The sequence below is a fragment of the Mesorhizobium sp. WSM4842 genome (genome assembly GCF_055901575.1).
In genome coordinates this window covers 2837290-2854281 of record NZ_CM148372.1, presented here as the reverse complement: position 1 = coordinate 2854281, position 16992 = coordinate 2837290, and the positions used below count along the sequence as shown (strand labels likewise).

The 16992-nt window shown below is 61.0% G+C and carries 17 protein-coding genes and 2 pseudogenes; 8 read left to right on the top strand and 11 right to left on the bottom strand.

Features of this window, described 5'->3' with window-relative positions; genetic code table 11:
* The first annotated feature begins 82 nt into the window (after positions 1-82).
* Positions 83-454, top strand: a complete 372-nt coding sequence (locus tag AC0NIE_RS13840) for a hypothetical protein (RefSeq protein WP_473487106.1) — start codon at positions 83-85, stop codon at positions 452-454.
* A gap of 53 nt (positions 455-507) precedes the next feature.
* On the opposite strand, the gene AC0NIE_RS13835 is transcribed toward AC0NIE_RS13840, so the two are convergent.
* Together AC0NIE_RS13835 and AC0NIE_RS13830 are read right to left on the bottom strand one after the other, a co-directional pair.
* Complete coding sequence (locus AC0NIE_RS13835) at positions 508-870, bottom strand: sunset domain-containing protein (RefSeq protein WP_474047056.1); 363 nt, start codon at positions 868-870, stop codon at positions 508-510.
* A gap of 497 nt (positions 871-1367) precedes the next feature.
* A complete protein-coding gene (locus AC0NIE_RS13830; RefSeq protein ID WP_254017894.1) occupies positions 1368-1664 on the bottom strand; it encodes a hypothetical protein in 297 nt (98 codons plus the stop codon).
* 173 nt (positions 1665-1837) lie between these two features.
* Here AC0NIE_RS13830 and AC0NIE_RS13825 point away from each other — a divergent pair, with 173 nt between their 5' ends.
* Both AC0NIE_RS13825 and AC0NIE_RS13820 read left to right on the top strand, forming a co-directional pair.
* Positions 1838-2065 carry a helix-turn-helix domain-containing protein gene (locus AC0NIE_RS13825; RefSeq protein WP_473487108.1) on the top strand — a complete coding sequence of 76 codons (228 nt, stop codon included), beginning with the start codon at positions 1838-1840 and terminating at the stop codon, positions 2063-2065.
* Positions 2066-2258 (top strand): annotated as a pseudogene (locus AC0NIE_RS13820) (MucR family transcriptional regulator); the annotation flags it as partial.
* A gap of 78 nt (positions 2259-2336) precedes the next feature.
* Here AC0NIE_RS13820 and AC0NIE_RS13815 read toward each other — a convergent pair.
* On the bottom strand, positions 2337-5702 hold the full coding sequence (locus tag AC0NIE_RS13815) for a hypothetical protein (protein WP_473487109.1): 3366 nt from the start codon (positions 5700-5702) through the stop codon (positions 2337-2339).
* Between the two features lie 188 nt (positions 5703-5890).
* Positions 5891-6304: a hypothetical protein gene (locus AC0NIE_RS13810; protein ID WP_473487110.1), complete on the bottom strand. Its 414-nt coding sequence runs from the start codon at positions 6302-6304 to the stop codon at positions 5891-5893.
* Between the two features lie 869 nt (positions 6305-7173).
* On the opposite strand from AC0NIE_RS13810, the gene tnpA (AC0NIE_RS13805) reads away from it, so the two are divergent.
* From tnpA (AC0NIE_RS13805) to tnpC, 4 genes and pseudogenes are all read left to right on the top strand, one after another.
* Complete coding sequence (gene tnpA / locus AC0NIE_RS13805; RefSeq protein WP_474047055.1) at positions 7174-7551, top strand: IS66 family insertion sequence element accessory protein TnpA; 378 nt, start codon at positions 7174-7176, stop codon at positions 7549-7551.
* 88 nt (positions 7552-7639) lie between these two features.
* Positions 7640-8026: an IS66-like element accessory protein TnpA gene (gene tnpA, locus AC0NIE_RS13800; protein ID WP_473487112.1), complete on the top strand. Its 387-nt coding sequence runs from the start codon at positions 7640-7642 to the stop codon at positions 8024-8026.
* On the top strand, positions 8023-8379 hold the full coding sequence (tnpB, locus tag AC0NIE_RS13795) for an IS66 family insertion sequence element accessory protein TnpB (RefSeq protein ID WP_473487113.1): 357 nt from the start codon (positions 8023-8025) through the stop codon (positions 8377-8379). The genes tnpA (AC0NIE_RS13800) and tnpB overlap by 4 nt, the downstream gene beginning before the upstream one ends.
* 70 nt (positions 8380-8449) lie before the next feature.
* Positions 8450-9461, top strand: a pseudogene (tnpC, locus tag AC0NIE_RS13790) (IS66 family transposase); the annotation flags it as partial.
* On the opposite strand, the gene AC0NIE_RS13785 reads toward tnpC, so the two are convergent.
* Together AC0NIE_RS13785 and AC0NIE_RS13780 are read right to left on the bottom strand one after the other, a co-directional pair.
* Complete coding sequence (locus AC0NIE_RS13785) at positions 9460-9891, bottom strand: hypothetical protein (RefSeq protein ID WP_473487116.1); 432 nt, start codon at positions 9889-9891, stop codon at positions 9460-9462. The pseudogene tnpC and the gene AC0NIE_RS13785 overlap by 2 nt on opposite strands.
* Positions 9888-10034, bottom strand: a complete 147-nt coding sequence (locus AC0NIE_RS13780; protein WP_473487117.1) for a hypothetical protein — start codon at positions 10032-10034, stop codon at positions 9888-9890. The genes AC0NIE_RS13785 and AC0NIE_RS13780 overlap by 4 nt, the downstream gene beginning before the upstream one ends.
* Positions 10035-10913: 879 nt before the next feature.
* Here AC0NIE_RS13780 and AC0NIE_RS13775 point away from each other — a divergent pair.
* Positions 10914-11282, top strand: a complete 369-nt coding sequence (locus AC0NIE_RS13775) for a helix-turn-helix transcriptional regulator (protein WP_474047054.1) — start codon at positions 10914-10916, stop codon at positions 11280-11282.
* Here AC0NIE_RS13775 and AC0NIE_RS13770 read toward each other — a convergent pair.
* The 5 genes from AC0NIE_RS13770 to AC0NIE_RS13750 all read right to left on the bottom strand — a co-directional run bounded on the left by AC0NIE_RS13770 (position 11263) and on the right by AC0NIE_RS13750 (position 16964).
* Positions 11263-12516, bottom strand: a complete 1254-nt coding sequence (locus AC0NIE_RS13770; RefSeq protein WP_473487118.1) for a tyrosine-type recombinase/integrase — start codon at positions 12514-12516, stop codon at positions 11263-11265. The genes AC0NIE_RS13775 and AC0NIE_RS13770 overlap by 20 nt on opposite strands.
* A gap of 317 nt (positions 12517-12833) precedes the next feature.
* Positions 12834-14396: a glutamine-hydrolyzing GMP synthase gene (gene guaA, locus AC0NIE_RS13765; protein WP_473487119.1), complete on the bottom strand. Its 1563-nt coding sequence runs from the start codon at positions 14394-14396 to the stop codon at positions 12834-12836.
* A gap of 56 nt (positions 14397-14452) precedes the next feature.
* A complete protein-coding gene (locus AC0NIE_RS13760) occupies positions 14453-15115 on the bottom strand; it encodes a 5'-methylthioadenosine/S-adenosylhomocysteine nucleosidase (RefSeq protein ID WP_473487197.1) in 663 nt (220 codons plus the stop codon).
* A 4-nt stretch (positions 15116-15119) separates the two neighbouring features.
* Positions 15120-15578 (bottom strand): PaaI family thioesterase, encoded by a 459-nt coding sequence (locus AC0NIE_RS13755; protein ID WP_128175186.1) that lies wholly within the window; start codon positions 15576-15578, stop codon positions 15120-15122.
* A gap of 96 nt (positions 15579-15674) precedes the next feature.
* Entirely contained in the window at positions 15675-16964 is a 1290-nt protein-coding gene (locus tag AC0NIE_RS13750; RefSeq protein WP_473487120.1) for an RsmB/NOP family class I SAM-dependent RNA methyltransferase, read from the bottom strand.
* Between the last annotated feature and the right edge of the window lie 28 nt (positions 16965-16992).

Below are 16992 nucleotides of genomic sequence, written 5' to 3'. Positions count from 1 at the left end.
ACTGACGTGCTCATGCCTCAAGGGTTTCCGGATTTCTTGCTTGGCTACGATCTAAAATGTTATCTCAGCAAAGGATGCTGGCATGTCCAACCTTCTCATTACAGGCGGGGTGTTGCTGCTCCTCACTGATCACGCGACTGCAAGTGAAGTCCTATGGGGCCGGTCTGCTATCGATAGCATAGTTGTTTGGTGTGATCAGAGGGCGTTTGCACAGGCGCGGCGCACCATTGAACTCGGGTGGCCTGATTTGCAGAACGATCGGCCAATTTCTGTTGTTGACGTGACACGCCTCCTCAACTTAGCGGCGTGTGTTGTTCCGGCTGGGACATTGATCAGCAAAAAGGGGATCGACAAAGGTGGTCTGGTCGAGGTCGAAATCGACCCTAATCAATCCGGCTTCGGCGATAGCCGCTGCAAGGGTGTGGTGGAGAAAGACGATACGCAGCAGCGCTAGCTTGGCTCAGACCGGAGGATTGAACCAATGGAGAGCCATAATTTGCGCCGCCATTAAACCTTGGTCTTTCGCAAACCCGCCCACCATGCTTTCGATTGCGAGCAGAACCAGCGCTCCCCCCCTCGAGCCGGATTTACACGAGTGGACAGATAATATTCTTGGCCGGGCATGTGATAGATATGCTCGCCACGTTCGTTGATGTTCCCCTTGATGTCACAGCCCACCTTGCGCGAGGTAATCCGGCTTGGTGAAGTGCCGTAGGAATGGACACGCGGAAGATCATGCCTAGCGTCTGTCGCGACGTAAGCGAGGGGCGTTGCTCCAAGTAGCCCTAAAACGATTGCAAGACGGCCGCTCAAGAACGGACGCCACCATGCCCTTTGCCGTCTAGCCCATGGCTGAACAATCTTGCCCATCGCCATCTCCCCAAGGGGGAGAATGCTTCCGTTGGGTTACGAGTCCAGAGAGCACAAGCAGCAGCCCGATTTCGGCGAGAGCGCTGAAACAAACGAGTTCCTCGCCACCAGCAATCATGAAGAACTTCTATTCTGAATCGTCCTCGTCGTTTTCGTGGGATGTGTCTTCTTCGTCGGCAAAGGCTGCTGCTCTTCCACAAACGCCTGACAGCCTTGGTTGAAGGATTCACTGTTGCCATCGCAGTCATTGGCCTCCGTTACGCCATTTCGCTCCGCCCAATCGTATCCTGCTTCATGGCCTGAACAGTAGGCAGTGCAGTCGTAACCTTCAAAGGTCTCCTGTGCTGATGCAGGATATGACATCAGTCCGAGCCATACAATTGCGCCCAGGCGCCACCGCGAGCGAGATCGCGGGATATCTCTTCACCGTAGCCACCGAGCACATGGGACTAACCGACTGCGGACGGCTAGCTAAGGGAAGCGATCAGGTCGCCAAGCTACTCTTCAGTCTCCGACCTGAGTTCAGTACCCACTGATGCAGCGATTCGAGGCTGCCGGAGTGCAGCGCGGCCCTGAAGCAGGCCGTGAAACGATCGCACTCGCGAATTGACGCTGCCCGGCGGTTGGCGAAGTTTGCTCATAGGGCCGTACTTGTTGAACCGATGCTGATCCAGATGTGCGAGCAGCGCATCGATTTGCCGCCCATCCAGCGCCTCGAAGGCTGTGCATATATCGATCCCGCACGCCTTCAGGATTTCGCGGGCGCGCTTCGCATTTTCATTCCGTTCATGCATCAGGGTAGTCTCCGATTATGGCGGCAGTCGCTTTGGTCAGCAGCATAATCGGTTTACCGCAGAGATGGCGAGACCGAAAAGCCAATCCAGGCGGCCTTGGCCGGATGGCTACCGCACAACCAAACTTTTGACAGTGCTAGTGCTTCTAGAAGGTGGCCGTCACCGGTGCTCAGATGCGGGCTGCGCGTGCGTTGGTGCGGTGGAGCGCGGAGGATTTAGCCGCCGCTGCTAGCGTAGGAGTAGCAACTGTCAGACGCGCGGAGTCCGAGGACGGCGTACCGTCTACTACTATCGCGAATCGAAAGGCGATCCGCACTGCGTTGGAAGTGGCGGCGGTGGAGTTCATTCCCGAAAATGGCGGGGCGCCGGCTAGGCTCTCACATCGATCTGATCGCGGGTAGCACTATGGCCTGACGCCCAATGAATATCGTGAGAAGTGGGGGGTCGAAGATTGATTACCCGATGGTGGCGCCGAACTACGCTGCCCAACGGTCGACGCTGTCTACTGAGTCGAGCGGGCTTGGGCGAAAGGTGCCAGCAAAAGAAACCAAGAAGACAGTCCGGAAGCCGGGTAACGCTCGGGCCAAACCGTAATTACCGCGATGGAGCCGGAGCACGAGGCTGAGAGCAGCAACACCGCCTGCAGAATTGCAGTGGAGTTCATCGCAGCGTTCACTTCGGCGAGATTCCAGCGATCTTCTCCAGCGTAGATCGCGCCTGTGGAATGAACCGTGTCGCCACTGCGGGCGCGAGCGTGAGAAGCAGCTCGGCGGCAGACGCGATCGTTCGCTCGGGTCGCGTAAGCACAGCCTCGACCGGCGGCACCGTGGTCGCCGGAAGGGAGAGACGGAAGCGGCCGTTGCTGACCAGATAGGCGCATCCGGCGAAAATCCACGCCACGAGGGGCTCTGCAACACCGACAGGGAGCCGCGAGGCATTGACATGGAACAGTAACCACGCGCCTGCCCAGCAGAATGCCACGGGGCGCGCCATTAGATCCTCGCGCAGCAGCCAAATCGTGCTGGCCGCGCCATCTCGATCGGTCGCGATTGCCGTGACTTCGCCGCTCATTCGTCGAAGCAAAGGGTGAATTGATCCGATCTCGGGCGAGGCCAATCCCTCTTGGACAACTGCGTCGATCGCGTCGAACGCGCCGGCGAGCGCCGCGGCCGTGGCGAAGCTCAGCAGATAGTCTTCAGCCGCACGGCGCAGATCCCCATCGACGTCTTCGCCGATCGTCGCCAACGGGATCATGCCGCGTCTGGGGTTCTTGAGCGCGTCGCCGACTTCGAGCCACTCACCGGAGGCGACCATCCGGGCGACCGAAGCATGGCGCCGCACTCGCTCGACGAAATGGGTTGGATCGTGGGCTGCGATGGTCCTTCGATCCTCGGCGATCGCCGCTGAAAGCTCCGACGAGACGATCGGGCCCTCGACGAGATAGTCGCGAAAATCGCGATAGAAGCCGGTGGGTTCAGCGAGTGCTTCGTCCGCATCGGCGAGCAAGTAGAAGGCGAGATCGAGGGCGGCGACTGGATGTTCGCGGATAGCTTCAAGCGGCTCGGTGTTGCTGGCGCAGCCCGGCGAATAGATCACTTCTTCCTGACCGCCGGCCTTGGTCCCCGTGATTTCGCGGTAAAGCCAGAGCAGGCCATGGCGCACGACACGGTGGCAATGGGCTTCGGCTAGCGTGCCCTCCGCGTCGATCCCAGGCAGGGCGGACAGGGCGTCGCGCATCTTGACGATTGCGATGTCCGGCCGGCCCGCGCAATAAGCGGCATGGGCGGTATCTGCGAGCAACCCGATCGCCATCGCGCGCACTGAAGGCATCTTGTCGAGCGTCGAAGCCTCCCCCTGAGCACGTTCGAACCATTGCTGCGCGGCTGCCCAGTCGTCGAGCGTTGCCGCGCTTATGCCAGCCTCCCGAGCGATATAGGCCCGTTCGATTGTGTCCTGGCCGCCTGCTTCGGCGGCTGCGGTTAGCAGCGGGAGCGCCGCCGCATGATCGCGTCTACGCCAGTGGATCTTCGCCCGCGCTCGCGAAAGCGCGATGTCAAAGCCGAACTTGTCCTCGGCTTGTGCCAGGCAGGCAAGTGCCCGTTCGGCATCGTCACCGTTCTCGTCGAGGCAAATGGCCTGCGCAATCGCACAGCGCGACGCGAGCACTGCATTGCCCCAGCGCATCGCGAGTTCTGCGCAGTCAGCATAGTCGCGGGCAGCAGCCTCCCAGTCGAAATTATCCGTTCGCGATTCCTTGAGCCAAGCATGATTGACCAGTATCGAAATATCGCCGCGCCCAAGCTGAAAGGATGAGAAAATCCGGTCGCGCGTCGCAGACGCCTCGCCGTCGAGCCGCTCCAGAATCTCCTTGAACCGGGCGACAGTCCGAATGTTGCCAAGCTGCGCCGCCAGCAACACGCCGCTAACATGCGGATCGCCGCCGGCCGGAGACTTGAAGTTACGGTTGACAATGGCGAGTGCAGGCGAGGTTCCGAGCAAGCGGTCAAACCGAAGCAGGATATCCAACCAATCGGCAAAAAGCTCGCCAGTGCGTGGATGGAGCAGAAGCTTGGAGAGCGCGAAGCCCTCGATCAGGTCGGGTCCCTTCACATGGACACGCTCGCGCTCGAACGCGTCCCAGACGGCGCGGGCTTTTTCGGGTGTCCCATAAGGGAGAAGAACTTGCAATTGGGCCAATCGCAGTACCGCCGACGCTGCGAGGTCCTGCAGGAAGATTGGCGTATCGGCTGGGAATATCAGGAGTTCGCCCAAGAAGGGAGCGAGGAGGTCCAGTGCACCGACTGGGCAGGTAATCACGCTTTGCGCGAAGGCGAAGACGAGACCACCCTCCTCGCTCTTGAGCGCGTGATGCATAGCAGCGGGCGCATCCAGCACGGAGATGTTCTCGGCTTGCATCATTGAGTCGGCTATGCAGCGATGAATGGCCCGACACTGTGCTGCGGTGAGCACATCCTCAGCGGCATCTTCGAGCAATGGCGAAACCCGCAGTCGCTTTGTCCGATAGGGCTCGATCCAAGGACCAACGAGTTGGTCGAGCAGAAGGCCGGGAAGCGGTACGATCGGTTCCAGCCCCGCGATCTCTAGGGCAAGGGCGCGGCCGAACCCGCCGCGGATCAGGCTAGCGCGCAGCAGCAGCGTCTGTGCGTCGGTCGGAAACGCCGCGATCAGGCGTTGTCGCGCTGCGCGCCGTTCCGCGCCCAGTTCGTCGGGGAGCTGCCTGCCCAGCACCGTGCCAATCGATGCCCGTGACCAATTTGCTGACTTGAGATGGAGCAGCGCCGCCATGGTGAGCTGAGGATGGCCGCGTGCCGCAGCGCGATAGACCGCACCGGCGTATTTGGTATCGCCGCCGGCCAACGCGACGAGTTCGGTAACTTCCTCCTCAGCCAGATACGCGACCTCGACTGCTGAGGGCGCCTCGGGTGCCAGTTGGTAAAGGGTAGCCTTGGTCGGTGCGCGATAGCTTGTGATTACCGCAGTACAATCGCGTCGCCGAAGGCTGGTGACGACGCGCAGCAGCGCATCACGTACGGCAGGATCGTCGATCTCGTTCACGTCATCCAGAATAAGGTGCGTTGCGGACGTGGCAGCCAGTTCCCCCTGCAGAAGCGACAACCGTGCGGCGGTCTCGGCGGGAGATAAGTTGCGGAAGTCGACGATCGACCACCGCCCTTCACAGCAGTCTGCCACGACGCGCGCGGCGAGCGACTTGCCCAATCCCGTCGCGCCGCTCGCGATCGCAACCCCTGCTGTGCGGCGTGCGGTGTCGAGCGCGGCGACTAGGTCTATTCGCGGAGCCCGGATCGCGGGAAGAGGTAAGTCGCTCGCCGGTACCAGCAAGGCCGGCCGCGTGAAGGTCGCGCCTGCGCCTCCGCCCTGGAACGCCGCCGTTAGTTGCTCCAGCGGAACTGGAACAATGGCTGTCTCGTCGATTAGTGCGAGGAGGTCGGCACGACGCAATTGTCGCGCATTGTCGGTAACCGCCGTCATCAGCAGGCGCTCGACAACCGCCGGCAAAACAGCCCTCCCCGTATGGCTCGAGAGCCGTCTTGCGGATGCGACATATTCGATAAGTCCAGCCTCAAGCTCGGCGCGCACGCCTGCAATGCCCAGTGCACCACAATCCCAGTGAATGCGTCGGAGGAAATCGCTCCGGAACGCATCGTCGTCCGGCAGTGCTTCGAGATGGGCTTTCGTGGACGGCTTCAGATCAAGCGCTGCCACCAGCGTGCGTAAGGGCCCGACATCGGCTCCCGCCGCAGCCCGGCGCCAATAATGAAGGACGTGGTCAGATAGTGAAACGAAACAGCGCGTTTGGGATTGCGGTGCACGAGATCGAAGAAGGAATCGATTGCGGCGCGAACATCCGCCGACTGGAGGGTGATGTTCGCGCTTCCGCCTGTGTCTTTTACCTGGGTTCCTGCGAGCGCGTCGCGCGTCGCGACTGCATAGTCTTCGGCCACCTCGAGGTGGAGGATCTCGCCATCTCCCAAACCCAGCCAGGCCAAGCCTGATGCGTAGAGCTGATAGCCGTAACCGCGCAGCGCAGCGGTTGCCTGGCGCGCGACATCACCCTTTGGTGCATCGAGGCTTGGCCCTGACCCGAAAACGCTCGTCAAAAAAGCTCCTCCAGCACTTGTGCGTCCGGCACACCCCCGGCTCATGCTCGGTCGTCATAAAATGGCTCGCAAACGCTGTGCTCAGACCTAGATCGCGAGTCTGCCTGATCATTGTCTAGAGCTCGAATCTGACCGTAGTTCGATAAAACGAATCTGCGCTATGGTCCCCTGTTTTGAGAAGCCGACGACTTCCTGAGCATCGATGCGAATCACCACCGAATTGAACCGGCGACTCCTACAACGGGGAGACGACGTTGCGCTACGAGGCAAGCTTTCCGCCTCACCGCAGTCGCTCACTTGGTTCTTTCGCGCGCTCGAATACCTGTTGAAAAAAGACCGAAAGCTGGCTGACGGCCTAGGGCCAACATTCTTCTCCTTCTCGGCCCAACACCGATGCCACCGGTAGGCCTCAGGTGATGCTGGCATCGCAAGCCATTGCGGACTACCCCATGCACAGCGCGAGAACCCGCCACCGCCGGTTATCGCTAAGCCTTAGCGATGAACGGCCGCGCCTGGCGCGCTCGTGTCTGGCGAATGGCCAGACCAAACGCAAATTCGCGACTATGCTGTGAACCGATCCCGCAATGTGCAAAACAGGGTTCGAAAACAATACTCTACATACTCTGCGCACATTAGGCCGAAGCGCCACAATGTGCGACCCGTGTCAAAAAATTTAGAAAAAAACAAACACCCAACCGACTCGCAATGTGCGCTCTTGTATCCTGTCATCGGTCTTCTGCCGGTAAGCGTCCGGTCTCTGCACCCAGATTGAGTAGTGCAATGGCGCGACATGTCGGGCTCCTTCGTTGCATGGAGGATCTCCGGTGAATTTGAGACATTTCGAGAACAGGGCGCGGCAGTCCTATTGGGTGGTTCACGTCGAGGCGTGGCAGCGCAGCGGTCTGACGCGGACGGAATATTGCCGTGTGCATCGCCTGACGAAGGACACGCTCGATCGCTGGCTGAAGTACTTCGCCGGTAACGACGCGGCGCGCAAACAGGCGGAATATCAGGCGGAATTGCGCCGTCAGAAGCGCCTGGAAGCGCGAGCGAAGCGGCAGAACAAGCGCGCTCGGCTGCGCTTTGCGGTGAGCACGGATGTGCGCAACCGCGCCGTCCAGGCGTTCTGGGCGATGCACGTCGAGGCGATGAACTGGAGCGGCATGGGCATCCGTGAATACCCCGCTGCGCTGCATCTTTCGCCAACGAGCCTGCGCACATGGCGTGACCGACTGGACGAGGGGTGAGGTCGAAATCGACTGGCGGGCGCATCTTCATCCCTCCGCCCGTCCGGTCGTTGGCACTAGTGCTAGCGGAACGCCGGCGGAATCGAGCTTGACGGCCTCATCGAAGGATGACCTTGGCGCGCCTCGGCAGCCTGCCCGGCGCTTCTTCAGCGACGCAGAAAAGCATGCCATCGCGCTGGAGAGCGACCAGCCTGGCGTCAGCGTCTCACAGGTCGCGCGCAAGCACGGGATCGTCACGGGCATGCTGTTCCGCTGGCGCGTGCAGTTCGGCGTGGCGCAGAAGAAGCGCGCCAAGCTTGCGCCCGTCGCGCTGACTGATGGCACGCCAGCGGCACTTCTGCTGCGTGACCTCGTGCAGCCGCCGGATGGAATGACGGCGATCGATTTGCCTGACGGCCGGCGCGTATTTGCACCAGCCGGCAGCAATCCGGATGCCGTTCGTGAGCATCTTGAAAGCGGAGGAACAGGAGGATGATGATCGTTCCCGCGGGCGTGAAGGTGCATCTGGCACTGGGCTATACCGACATGCGCAAAGGTCTCGACAGGCTCGCAATGTTGGTGCAGCAAACGCTGAAGCAGGACCCTTTCTCGGGCCATCTGTTTGCCTTCCGGGGCAAGAAGGCGTCGATGCTGAAGATCCTGTTTTGGGATGGAAACGGCCTGTGCCTGTTCACAAAACGGCTCGATCAGGGCAGCTTCGTGTGGCCGGTGATGGCCGGGTTCAATGGCTCGATCACGCTGGCGCCGGCGCAGCTTGCGATGCTGATCGAGGGTATCGACTGGCGCGCTCCCGAGCGTGTTTGGAGGCCTGCCCTGGCCGACGACTGAAATCGGCACTTCGACCGTTACGGAAAAGCCCGGAATCCTTGGTTTTGGACTGTTTGTGACAGATTCGATCATGCTGATCGATCTTGATAATTTGCCATCCGATCCGGCTCTCCTGCAGCGTCTCGTACGCGAGATGGCGGCTGCTGTCGAAAGCCGCGACGGAGAGATCGAGCGACTTCAGTCGATCATCAAAAAGCTTCAGCGGGCGCAGTTCGGCCGCCGTTCCGAGCAGCTCGATCCAGATCAACTGGCGCTCGCACTGGAAGATCTCGACGCCGATATCGCCCGCCTCCGGGAGAGCTGTCCCAGTCTCGAAAAAGAGCCGGCCGAGCGACCATCCCACTGCAAGCCGCTGCCCGATCATCTGCCGCGCGAGGACGTGCTGCTCGACATCGGCTGCGCGGTCTGCGCGTGCTGCGGCGACGCGCTCCATGCGATCGGCGAGAGCGTCAGCGAGATGCTCGATTGGGTTCCGGCACAGCTTCGCGTGCGTCCGCATCACCCGCCCTAAATACGCCTGCCGGACCTGCGAGACAGTAGCGCAAGCGCCGGCTCCGGAGCGGCTGATCGCTGGCGGCCTGCCAACGCCGGCGCTGCTGGCGCAGGTACTGGTCTCCAAATATTGCGACCACACGCCGCTCTACCGGCAGTCGCAGATCTTCGCCCGGCACGGCATCGATCTGGCGCGCTCGACGCTCGCCGGCTGGATCGGCGGCGCCTGCTGGTGGCTGGAAGCCTTGCACGAGCGGCTGGCGAGAAACGTGTTCGCATCCGACCATCTGTTCGCCGACGACACGCCGGTTCCGGTGCTCGATCCCGGTCGTGGCCGCACTAAGACCGGGCGGCTGTGGGTCTATGCGCGCGAGCAGCGGCCATGGGCCGGACCCGCGCCGCCGGCTGCGGTCTACCTGTCCGCGCCGGACCGAAAGGCCGAGCGACCGGTATCGCATCTTCAGCACTTCAAGGGCGTGCTGCATGTCGATGGCTATGCCGGCTTCGATCAACTCACGGCCAAGGGCGACGTCGTTCTCGCCGCCTGCTGGGCGCACACGAGGCGCAAGTTCTATGACGTCGCAGAGTCTATTTCTTCAGAGCAAAAAAATCCCTGATGTTAGCGAATGTATCTGGATCGTGGATTGCAGCCCTTAGATGCTCCCGTAGCGACTGATCATCTTGGAACAACTTCAACATGTCGTGAATGAGGAATTCGGCCAGCTTTCCAGTCCTACCGCTGAATTGGCTATCTAGGTAGGTGGCGCAAGCTACTTCCAGATCGTTTAGGAGGTCGCGAAAGGCACCGGTCCATTCAGGGTTGTCGCTATCGCCGAGAGTCGGTTCTAAGCGGGACAACATGTCGATCCGTATGCGAATATTCTCGTGTATTGTAGCCACGGCTCCTGCCGAGGCTGACAATTTGTCCGTTCTCATTTGGTACAAAACTAGTCCGACGCCCACCAAGCCAAGAGGAAAGCCGATCACTGTGAAGAGATCGGCCAAATTGCTGAGGCTCAAGACTTCTTCCCGCCGCCAGTTGGTTTCACGCCCAGCCGCGCTTTGTAGTGATCGGTACTCAGAGATTTTGTTTCGTTGGTTGCGCCATTGCGAGTCTTACCGTCACCGGCAGGCCTTTTAACAACTTCAATCTTCTTGACCATTTCGTCCCTCAATTGATCGTGAAACCGGCGGGCCGAAGCCCGCCGTCACTTTATTTTCCGTGTTTGGTCGGATCGACAAGCTTGTAAGTGGATCCTTTTGACGGAGTCGGCGGCAGTGGCTCATTGCGAGTCACTGTTCTTTCCGGTCCTTTGCCGCCACGTGGGCCAGTAATTTCGTACTGACCTGACCGTGGAGCGGGTTGACCAGGCCGAAGGGGAGGATTCTTCGCCATTAGTCTTTACTCCTGTGGCTTGCCAATGAAGCCTCAGGACGCTAGCTACCGACCTGCTAGGGAGCGGACTCGCGGTCTTTGTTCGTCCACTCGGCGCCACATTTACCGCGAGTACGCGTAGAGACAGAGGCAGGCTACCGAATCGGTCGCCTGCCTCTTTTTTATGCAGAACTTGATTGGCAAGTAAACAGAGATTCCCGTTCTGTTGACACGAGCAAATAAGTCAGTATTTCTGTCCTTCTAGTACGTCCTTCGACCTGGAAGAGCTAGAGGTACGGCACAACATTGTAGAAACTCGGGCGTGGGGTGGCTCGCCAGTTCGTATCGCGAAAGCACTTCCGAACGGAGTCATCCGGAGCGGACGGCCATTCAGGCCTGCCTGAAATTGCCCGTGTGCACTCGGCTTGTGGGCGCTACAAGCGGCGAGAGTTCGACGTGGACATTTTGCTGCCTAGTGCAGGGGGCTGTTGGCGTCCCTATGGTGCGGAGGATGAGCTGGCGAGATGGCGATAGAAGATTCCAGACCTTGCTGTCATGATGCCTCCAAAGCTCGCCTGCTGGTCAAAGGAGACGATGTGGTCGTAGTTGAGAGCTATACCCAGATTGGAGCAGATGCACGATCATTGGCCCGAAGGAGCCCTTCGGTATGCACATGGTCAGACGGCAGAAGGCAACTCAATGCGAAAGCTGCCAAGGCGTAGAGACCGCGCCAGCGGATCGCTCCCTTCCGGTTCTACCGCACATTGAGGCGCGACAGGTCGTGCGAACTGTCCGCCGACCGCAATTGCGAGAAATCGTCCCGTTATCGGACACGACCATTTATGAAATGGAACAACGAGGCGAGTTCCCCCGACGGTTCAATCTGACCCCCCGCTGCGTCGTTTGGGACTTGGGAGAAGTCGAAGCCTGGATTCAGGAACGGCGGAACGCGTCCTCTGCTGGTTCAATCGAACTGGCCCCGGGACCAGACGTGCGGTCACGGAAGACGAGGCCCATCAAATCGGATCGAGGATAACGGCTGCCCCGGAAATCGGCTGCAGTGTGGGTGCGTGTTTATTGCCAGCCGCCCACGCTTCAATCATGTCGGCCCATTCCTGCAGCATGTGGCGCCGCTGCGGTTCGTATTCAGCCTTGTTATAGACGCCGCGGGAGGAGCGACTGTCTTCGTGGGCAAGGCATTTTTCGATCCAGTCGCGATTAAATCCGATCTCGTTTAGGAGCGTGGAGCCGGTCCGCCGTAGATCGTGCACCGTAAAGGGAGCAAGTGGCAGATCTTGTTTTTTGGCGCGGTCCACAATCGCCGAGGTAATCCGATTGAAAGTCGCGCGCGACATGGGTTCGTCGGCGTCGTAGCGAGATGGAAGCACGTATCGAGAGTTCGCAGCGCAAGTCTTGAGCGCAATCATGATGTCGAGGGACTGGCGGGACAGGTAGACGTTATGTGGCTTCTTCCGCTTCATTCGCTCTTTGGGAATGCTCCATATCGCGTTCTCGAAGTCGACCTCATCCCACGTCGCGTCCAGAAGCTCACTTTTCCGAACCATCGTGAGCAGGATTAGCTTTAGGCCCAGCCGAATGGTCGGCAACGTCGGCACATTTTCCAACTCTTTCAGCATGATTCGAATTTCTACGGGTGACAACGCCCGGTCTTTCGCCTCGAAGGTTGCTATCGACGCCGGTCCCACCTCGTCCGCCGGATTGGCGATCTTCTCGCCGTGCAGAATGGCGTAACCATAGACCTGCTTAACGATATCCCGGACATGAATGGCCGTTGCTGGTGCGCCACGGTCCCTGACCTTTGCACAGAGCGCCCGCAAATCGTCCGATGTTATTTCTGTGAGGAGCCTTTTGTCCCAAATCGGCAAGATGTCTCGATCGAACACGGCTTTGCGCATGGAGCGCGTGCTGTCCGCCATCTTCGCCTCTTTAAACCATCTTCTGCCGGCATCGCCGAACGTGGCCGTCCCAGACAGGCGCCGCTTGTCACGCTGCTTTTCCTGGGCTGGCGATTTTCCGGCTGCCACCATTTTTCGTGCGGCAAGACAGCGGTCACGCGCCTCTGCTAGCGAGATGCCCCCCTCACCATAGCGGCCCAGCGTCACTGTCTCTCGCCGACCATTCACTCGGTAGTCGTATCGGAACGATATCTGCCCTGTGGGAGCTACGGTCGCGTACATACCGTCACGATCAGCGACTTTGTATATTTTATCTTTTGATTTCAGCTTCTTAAGTGCGATGTCGGTGAGCATAGGAGGAGACAGGTGAGGCGCATCTAGGATTGTTCAATGCCTAATTTTACCGTCATCCTTTTTACCGTCAAGGCTCTGTGAGAGCCCCTTGGATTCAATGCTTTATCTTGAAAGATGCCAAAATGCTTGAGTCCGGCGCAGTGACGGCATCAGTCTGCAGCGAGGATGACGCGAAAAGGAATGCCGTCAGATCTACCGCCAAATGATTCCGCTTAGGGGCGATAGTCAGCGATAGGCATAGAGACGAAAGAGCTTACAATTCAGACGCTTAATGAAGTGTCGCCGATAGTCGCCGAATGATGTCGAACGAGCCCACTTTATTCCCACTCGATTGTGCCCGGCGGCTTGCTCGTCACGTCGTAGACGACGCGGTTGATGCCGCGCACCTCGTTGATGATGCGGGTGGCGGCGGCGCCGAGGAACGCCATGTCGTAGTGGTAGAAATCCGCCGTCATGCCGTCGACCGAGGTGACGGCGCGCAGCGCACAGACGAATTCATAGGTGCGGCCATCGCCCATCACGCCGACGGTCTGCACCGGCAGCAGCACGGCGAAGGCCTGCCAGATGGCGTCGTAGAGGCCGGCCTTGCGGATCTCGTCGAGATAGATGGCATCGGCCTCGCGCAGGATCTCCAGCTTTTCGCGAGAGATGCCGCCCGGGCAGCGGATGGCGAGACCGGGGCCGGGAAACGGATGCCGGCCAATGAAGCTGTCGGGCAGGCCGAGTTCCTTGCCGAGCGCCCTCACCTCGTCCTTGAACAGTTCGCGCAGCGGCTCGACCAGCTGCATCTTCATGCGCTCGGGCAGGCCGCCGACATTGTGGTGCGACTTGATGGTAACCGACGGGCCGCCGGTGAAGGAGACGCTTTCGATGACGTCGGGATAGAGCGTGCCCTGCGCCAGGAAGTCGGCGCCGCCGAGCTTCTCGGCCTCTTCCTCGAACACCTCGATGAACAGCCGGCCGATGGTCTTGCGCTTCTTTTCCGGGTCCGTTTCGCCCTCGAGCGCGCCGATAAAACGGTCCGAAGCGTCGACCAGGATGAGCGGCAGATTGTAGTGCTGGCGAAACATCTCCACCACGCCTGATGCCTCGTCCTTGCGCATCAAACCGTGGTCGACAAGGATGCAGGTGAGTTGATCGCCAACCGCCTCGTGGATCAGCAGTGCGGCGACCGACGAATCGACGCCGCCCGAAAGCGCGCAGATGACCTTGCCCTTGCCGACCTGCTTGCGGATCGTCTCGACCGCGTGTTCGCGGTAGGCGCGCATCGTCCAGTCGCCTTCGATGCCGGCGATCTTGTGGACGAAGTTCTGCAGCAGCCTGGCGCCGTCCGGCGTGTGCACCACTTCGGGGTGGAACATGATGCCGTACATCTTGCGCTCGACATTGCCGAAGATGGCGAAGGGCGAGCCTTCCGATTTTCCGAACACCTCGAACCCCTTGGGCAGGGAGATGACGCGGTCGCCGTGGCTCATCCACACCTGGTGGCGCTGGCCGGGCGCCCACAGGCCCTCGAACAGCGGGCTGTCCTTCTGGATCTCGACGAAGGCGCGGCCGAATTCGCGATGGTCGGAGCTTTCGGCGATGCCGCCCATCTGCACGCACATGGCCATCTGGCCATAGCAGATGCCGAGCACCGGCACACCGGCGTCAAAGACGATCTGCGGCGCGCGCGGGCTGCCGATGTCGCCGGTCGAGGCCGGGCCGCCGGAGAGGATCACCGCCTTCGGCTTGATGCGCTTGAACGCCGCTTCGGCCGACTGGAACGGAACGATCTCGGAAAACACGCCGGCCTCGCGGATACGGCGTGCGATGAGCTGCGTGAACTGGCTGCCGAAATCGACAATCAGGACGGTGTCGGGGTGATTGGCTATCTTCATGGCGAGCGTTTAGAGAAAGAAACGAGTCGGCGCAATGGGTTGCGAAGGCGTCTCTCTCACTCCGTTTCCGCGTCATGCGATGGTCCAAACTGCAGTGCACCGGAGCCGATCGCCTGTTCCAGCCGTGTCACCGCATCCGCCAGCTTCTCGTCGATGACATGGAGATACTCCTTCCAGTCGCCGACATGCCTGAGATCGGCAGCCCCGTCGGAAATGCCGCGCAGGCCGACGAGCGGCACGCCGAACAGTTGGCAGGCTCGCAGGCAGGCGAAGGTCTCCATATCGACCATGTCCTCGGTAATCGCATCATAGGCGCTGCCGGAAATGATCGCCGCGCCGGTCGACAGCGTCGCCTCTCTTATGCCTGGAATCCTGAACGGCAGCGGCACGGTCACCGGTAGGTCGAGAAACGGCGTCGCCCCCTTCTCGAAGCCCAGAGGCGAGGCATCGATGTCGCGGTAGGCGACCGAAACGGCCTGGTAGATTTCCGTCTGTTCCAGTGTCCGGCTGCCGGCCGAACCGAGCGAGACGACGAGGTCCGGCAGCGCCTTTTCAGTCTTCAGCCATGACAGTTCCGCGCCCAGCCTGACACCCGCCTCGACCGGCCCGACGCCGGTCATGACAGGGGTGAACAGCCGCTGCAGATGCGGGCCGTACTCGGCCTGCGCCGCCATCACGAAGAGGACGTCCCTGCCCGCAATTGTGACCGCCTTGCGCATCGGATCAGCCTTCAATGCCATCGCGGCCGACCACTGTCATCATCGTTCCGGTCATGGTGGCGATCAGCTTGGCCTCGCCGTCGACGGCGAAGGCATAGGCCTGGCCGTCGGCGACGACGATGGTACGGCCGGGCTTCGTCACCGAGCCGCGAAACAGGAAGCGCTCGCCCCGGCCCGGGGCCAGCAGATTGACCTTGAACTCGATGGTCAGCACACTGGAGCTTTCCGGCATCAGCGAGAACGCCGCATATCCGCAGGCTGAGTCCAGCGCCGTCGAAATGACGCCGGCATGAAGAAAGCCATGCTGCTGGGTCAGCGCCGCCGAATAGGGCATCTCGATCTCGATGATGCCGGGCGTCACCAGCGTCAGCTCGGCGCCGATGGTGGTCATGGCGTTCTGGCGTGCGAAGGACGTCCTGACGCGATCCTCATAGTTGGGGGCGGGTACGATCTCTGCTGCCATGGCTTGTCACGCTCCTGTCAGAAAAGCTTATTGCAGAGGCATGAGCGGCAGGCAATCGCTATTGCTGCACTGCAGCAATAGGCCCGCCGGCAAGGTTCAGCCGCCCTTGCGCTGTGCGCAGACATAAAACCCATCGGTACCGCTCAGCGCCGGCGACAGCGAAATGCCGCCTGCTGCGCCGATGCGCGCGGCCGTCTCGTGGCCCGGAAAGCGGCTGTCCCAGAGCTGGCGATGATCGACCGGGGCAAAGCTGCTGTTACGATCCAGGAAGGCAGCGACCTGCTCGCCATTCTCCTCGTCGAACACCGAGCAGGTGATGTAGACCAGCAGCCCGCCGGGTTTGACGAAGGCTTTGGCCGCGTCGAGGATCGCCGATTGCTCGCCCTTGCGTGCATCGAGCTGCTTCTGCGTCAGCCGCCATTTGGCATCGGGCCGGCGCCGCCAGGTGCCGCTGCCGGTGCAGGGCGCGTCGACCAGGACGATATCCATGTGGCCCGAGAGGGGGCTGAGTTCCGCCGGCTTGGTGACGATTTGCACGTTGCGGTTTTCCGAGCGGCGGATGCGGTCGAAGATCGGCGCCAACCGCGCTTTTTCGGCATCATGGGCAAACACCTGGCCGCGATTGTCCATCGCCGCCGACAGGGCCAGCGTCTTGCCGCCGGCTCCGGCGCAAAAGTCGAGGACCTGCATCCCGGCCTCCGCGCCGGCCAGCGTGGCGGCGATCTGCGAGCCTTCGTCCTGAACCTCGAACCAGCCTTTCTGGAAGGCCGGTTCGGCCTGCACGTTCGGGTGCCTGCCGTCGCCCGCGATCGGCGGGATGCGGATGCCGTGCGGCGCAATCCGTGCAGCCCTGGCGCCGGTCTCGGCCAGTTCGGCGAGCACCTTGCCGCGATCGGCCTGCAGCGTGTTGACCCTGAGATCCAGCGGTGGGCGGGTCGCTAACGCAGCACCTTCGTCGACCCAGCTGGCGCCGAAGGCCTGCTCGAAAAGCGGTTCGCACCAATCCGGAATATCGGCCCGTAGCGCCGGCGGCGCATCGTCGAGCCGGCGATCGGCGATCGCTTTCAACTCGTCGTCGCTCAGCAGCGGCGGCGCGAACTTGTCGCCGTCGAGCACTTCGTTCAGCGACTGCGCCGTCTGGTTCCATTCGAGCAGCAGCGCACCGAAAGCGACGGCGCGCGGCGTATCGTCGCCCAGCAAAAAGCCGGCCGAGCGCTTGCGGCGCAGCCCGTCATAGACGATGTTGCCGATCGCGGCGCGATCGCCGCCGCCGGCGAAGCGGTGCGACAGGCCCCAATCCTTCAGCGCATCAGCGACCGGCCGGTGCCGCCGGCCGATATCCTCCAGCACTTCGATGGCCGCCGCCAGCCGTCCGCCCAGTCGCATCTTGTTATTCCGTTGCTCAGCAAATTAT

What these genes read in the sequence shown, in the direction of transcription:
- AC0NIE_RS13840 (WP_473487106.1), top strand. Translation starts at nt 83, where the DNA reads ATGTCCAACCTTCTCATTACAGGCGGGGTGTTGCTGCTCCTCACTGAT.
- AC0NIE_RS13835 (WP_474047056.1), bottom strand. Translation starts at nt 870, where the DNA reads ATGGGCAAGATTGTTCAGCCATGGGCTAGACGGCAAAGGGCATGGTGG.
- AC0NIE_RS13830 (WP_254017894.1), bottom strand. Translation starts at nt 1,664, where the DNA reads ATGCATGAACGGAATGAAAATGCGAAGCGCGCCCGCGAAATCCTGAAG.
- AC0NIE_RS13825 (WP_473487108.1), top strand. Translation starts at nt 1,838, where the DNA reads ATGCGGGCTGCGCGTGCGTTGGTGCGGTGGAGCGCGGAGGATTTAGCC.
- tnpB (WP_473487113.1), top strand. Translation starts at nt 8,023, where the DNA reads ATGATGATCGTTCCCGCGGGCGTGAAGGTGCATCTGGCACTGGGCTAT.
- AC0NIE_RS13780 (WP_473487117.1), bottom strand. Translation starts at nt 10,034, where the DNA reads ATGGTCAAGAAGATTGAAGTTGTTAAAAGGCCTGCCGGTGACGGTAAG.
- AC0NIE_RS13775 (WP_474047054.1), top strand. Translation starts at nt 10,914, where the DNA reads ATGCACATGGTCAGACGGCAGAAGGCAACTCAATGCGAAAGCTGCCAA.
- AC0NIE_RS13770 (WP_473487118.1), bottom strand. Translation starts at nt 12,516, where the DNA reads ATGCTCACCGACATCGCACTTAAGAAGCTGAAATCAAAAGATAAAATA.
- guaA (WP_473487119.1), bottom strand. Translation starts at nt 14,396, where the DNA reads ATGAAGATAGCCAATCACCCCGACACCGTCCTGATTGTCGATTTCGGC.
- AC0NIE_RS13760 (WP_473487197.1), bottom strand. Translation starts at nt 15,115, where the DNA reads ATGCGCAAGGCGGTCACAATTGCGGGCAGGGACGTCCTCTTCGTGATG.
- AC0NIE_RS13755 (WP_128175186.1), bottom strand. Translation starts at nt 15,578, where the DNA reads ATGGCAGCAGAGATCGTACCCGCCCCCAACTATGAGGATCGCGTCAGG.
- AC0NIE_RS13750 (WP_473487120.1), bottom strand. Translation starts at nt 16,964, where the DNA reads ATGCGACTGGGCGGACGGCTGGCGGCGGCCATCGAAGTGCTGGAGGAT.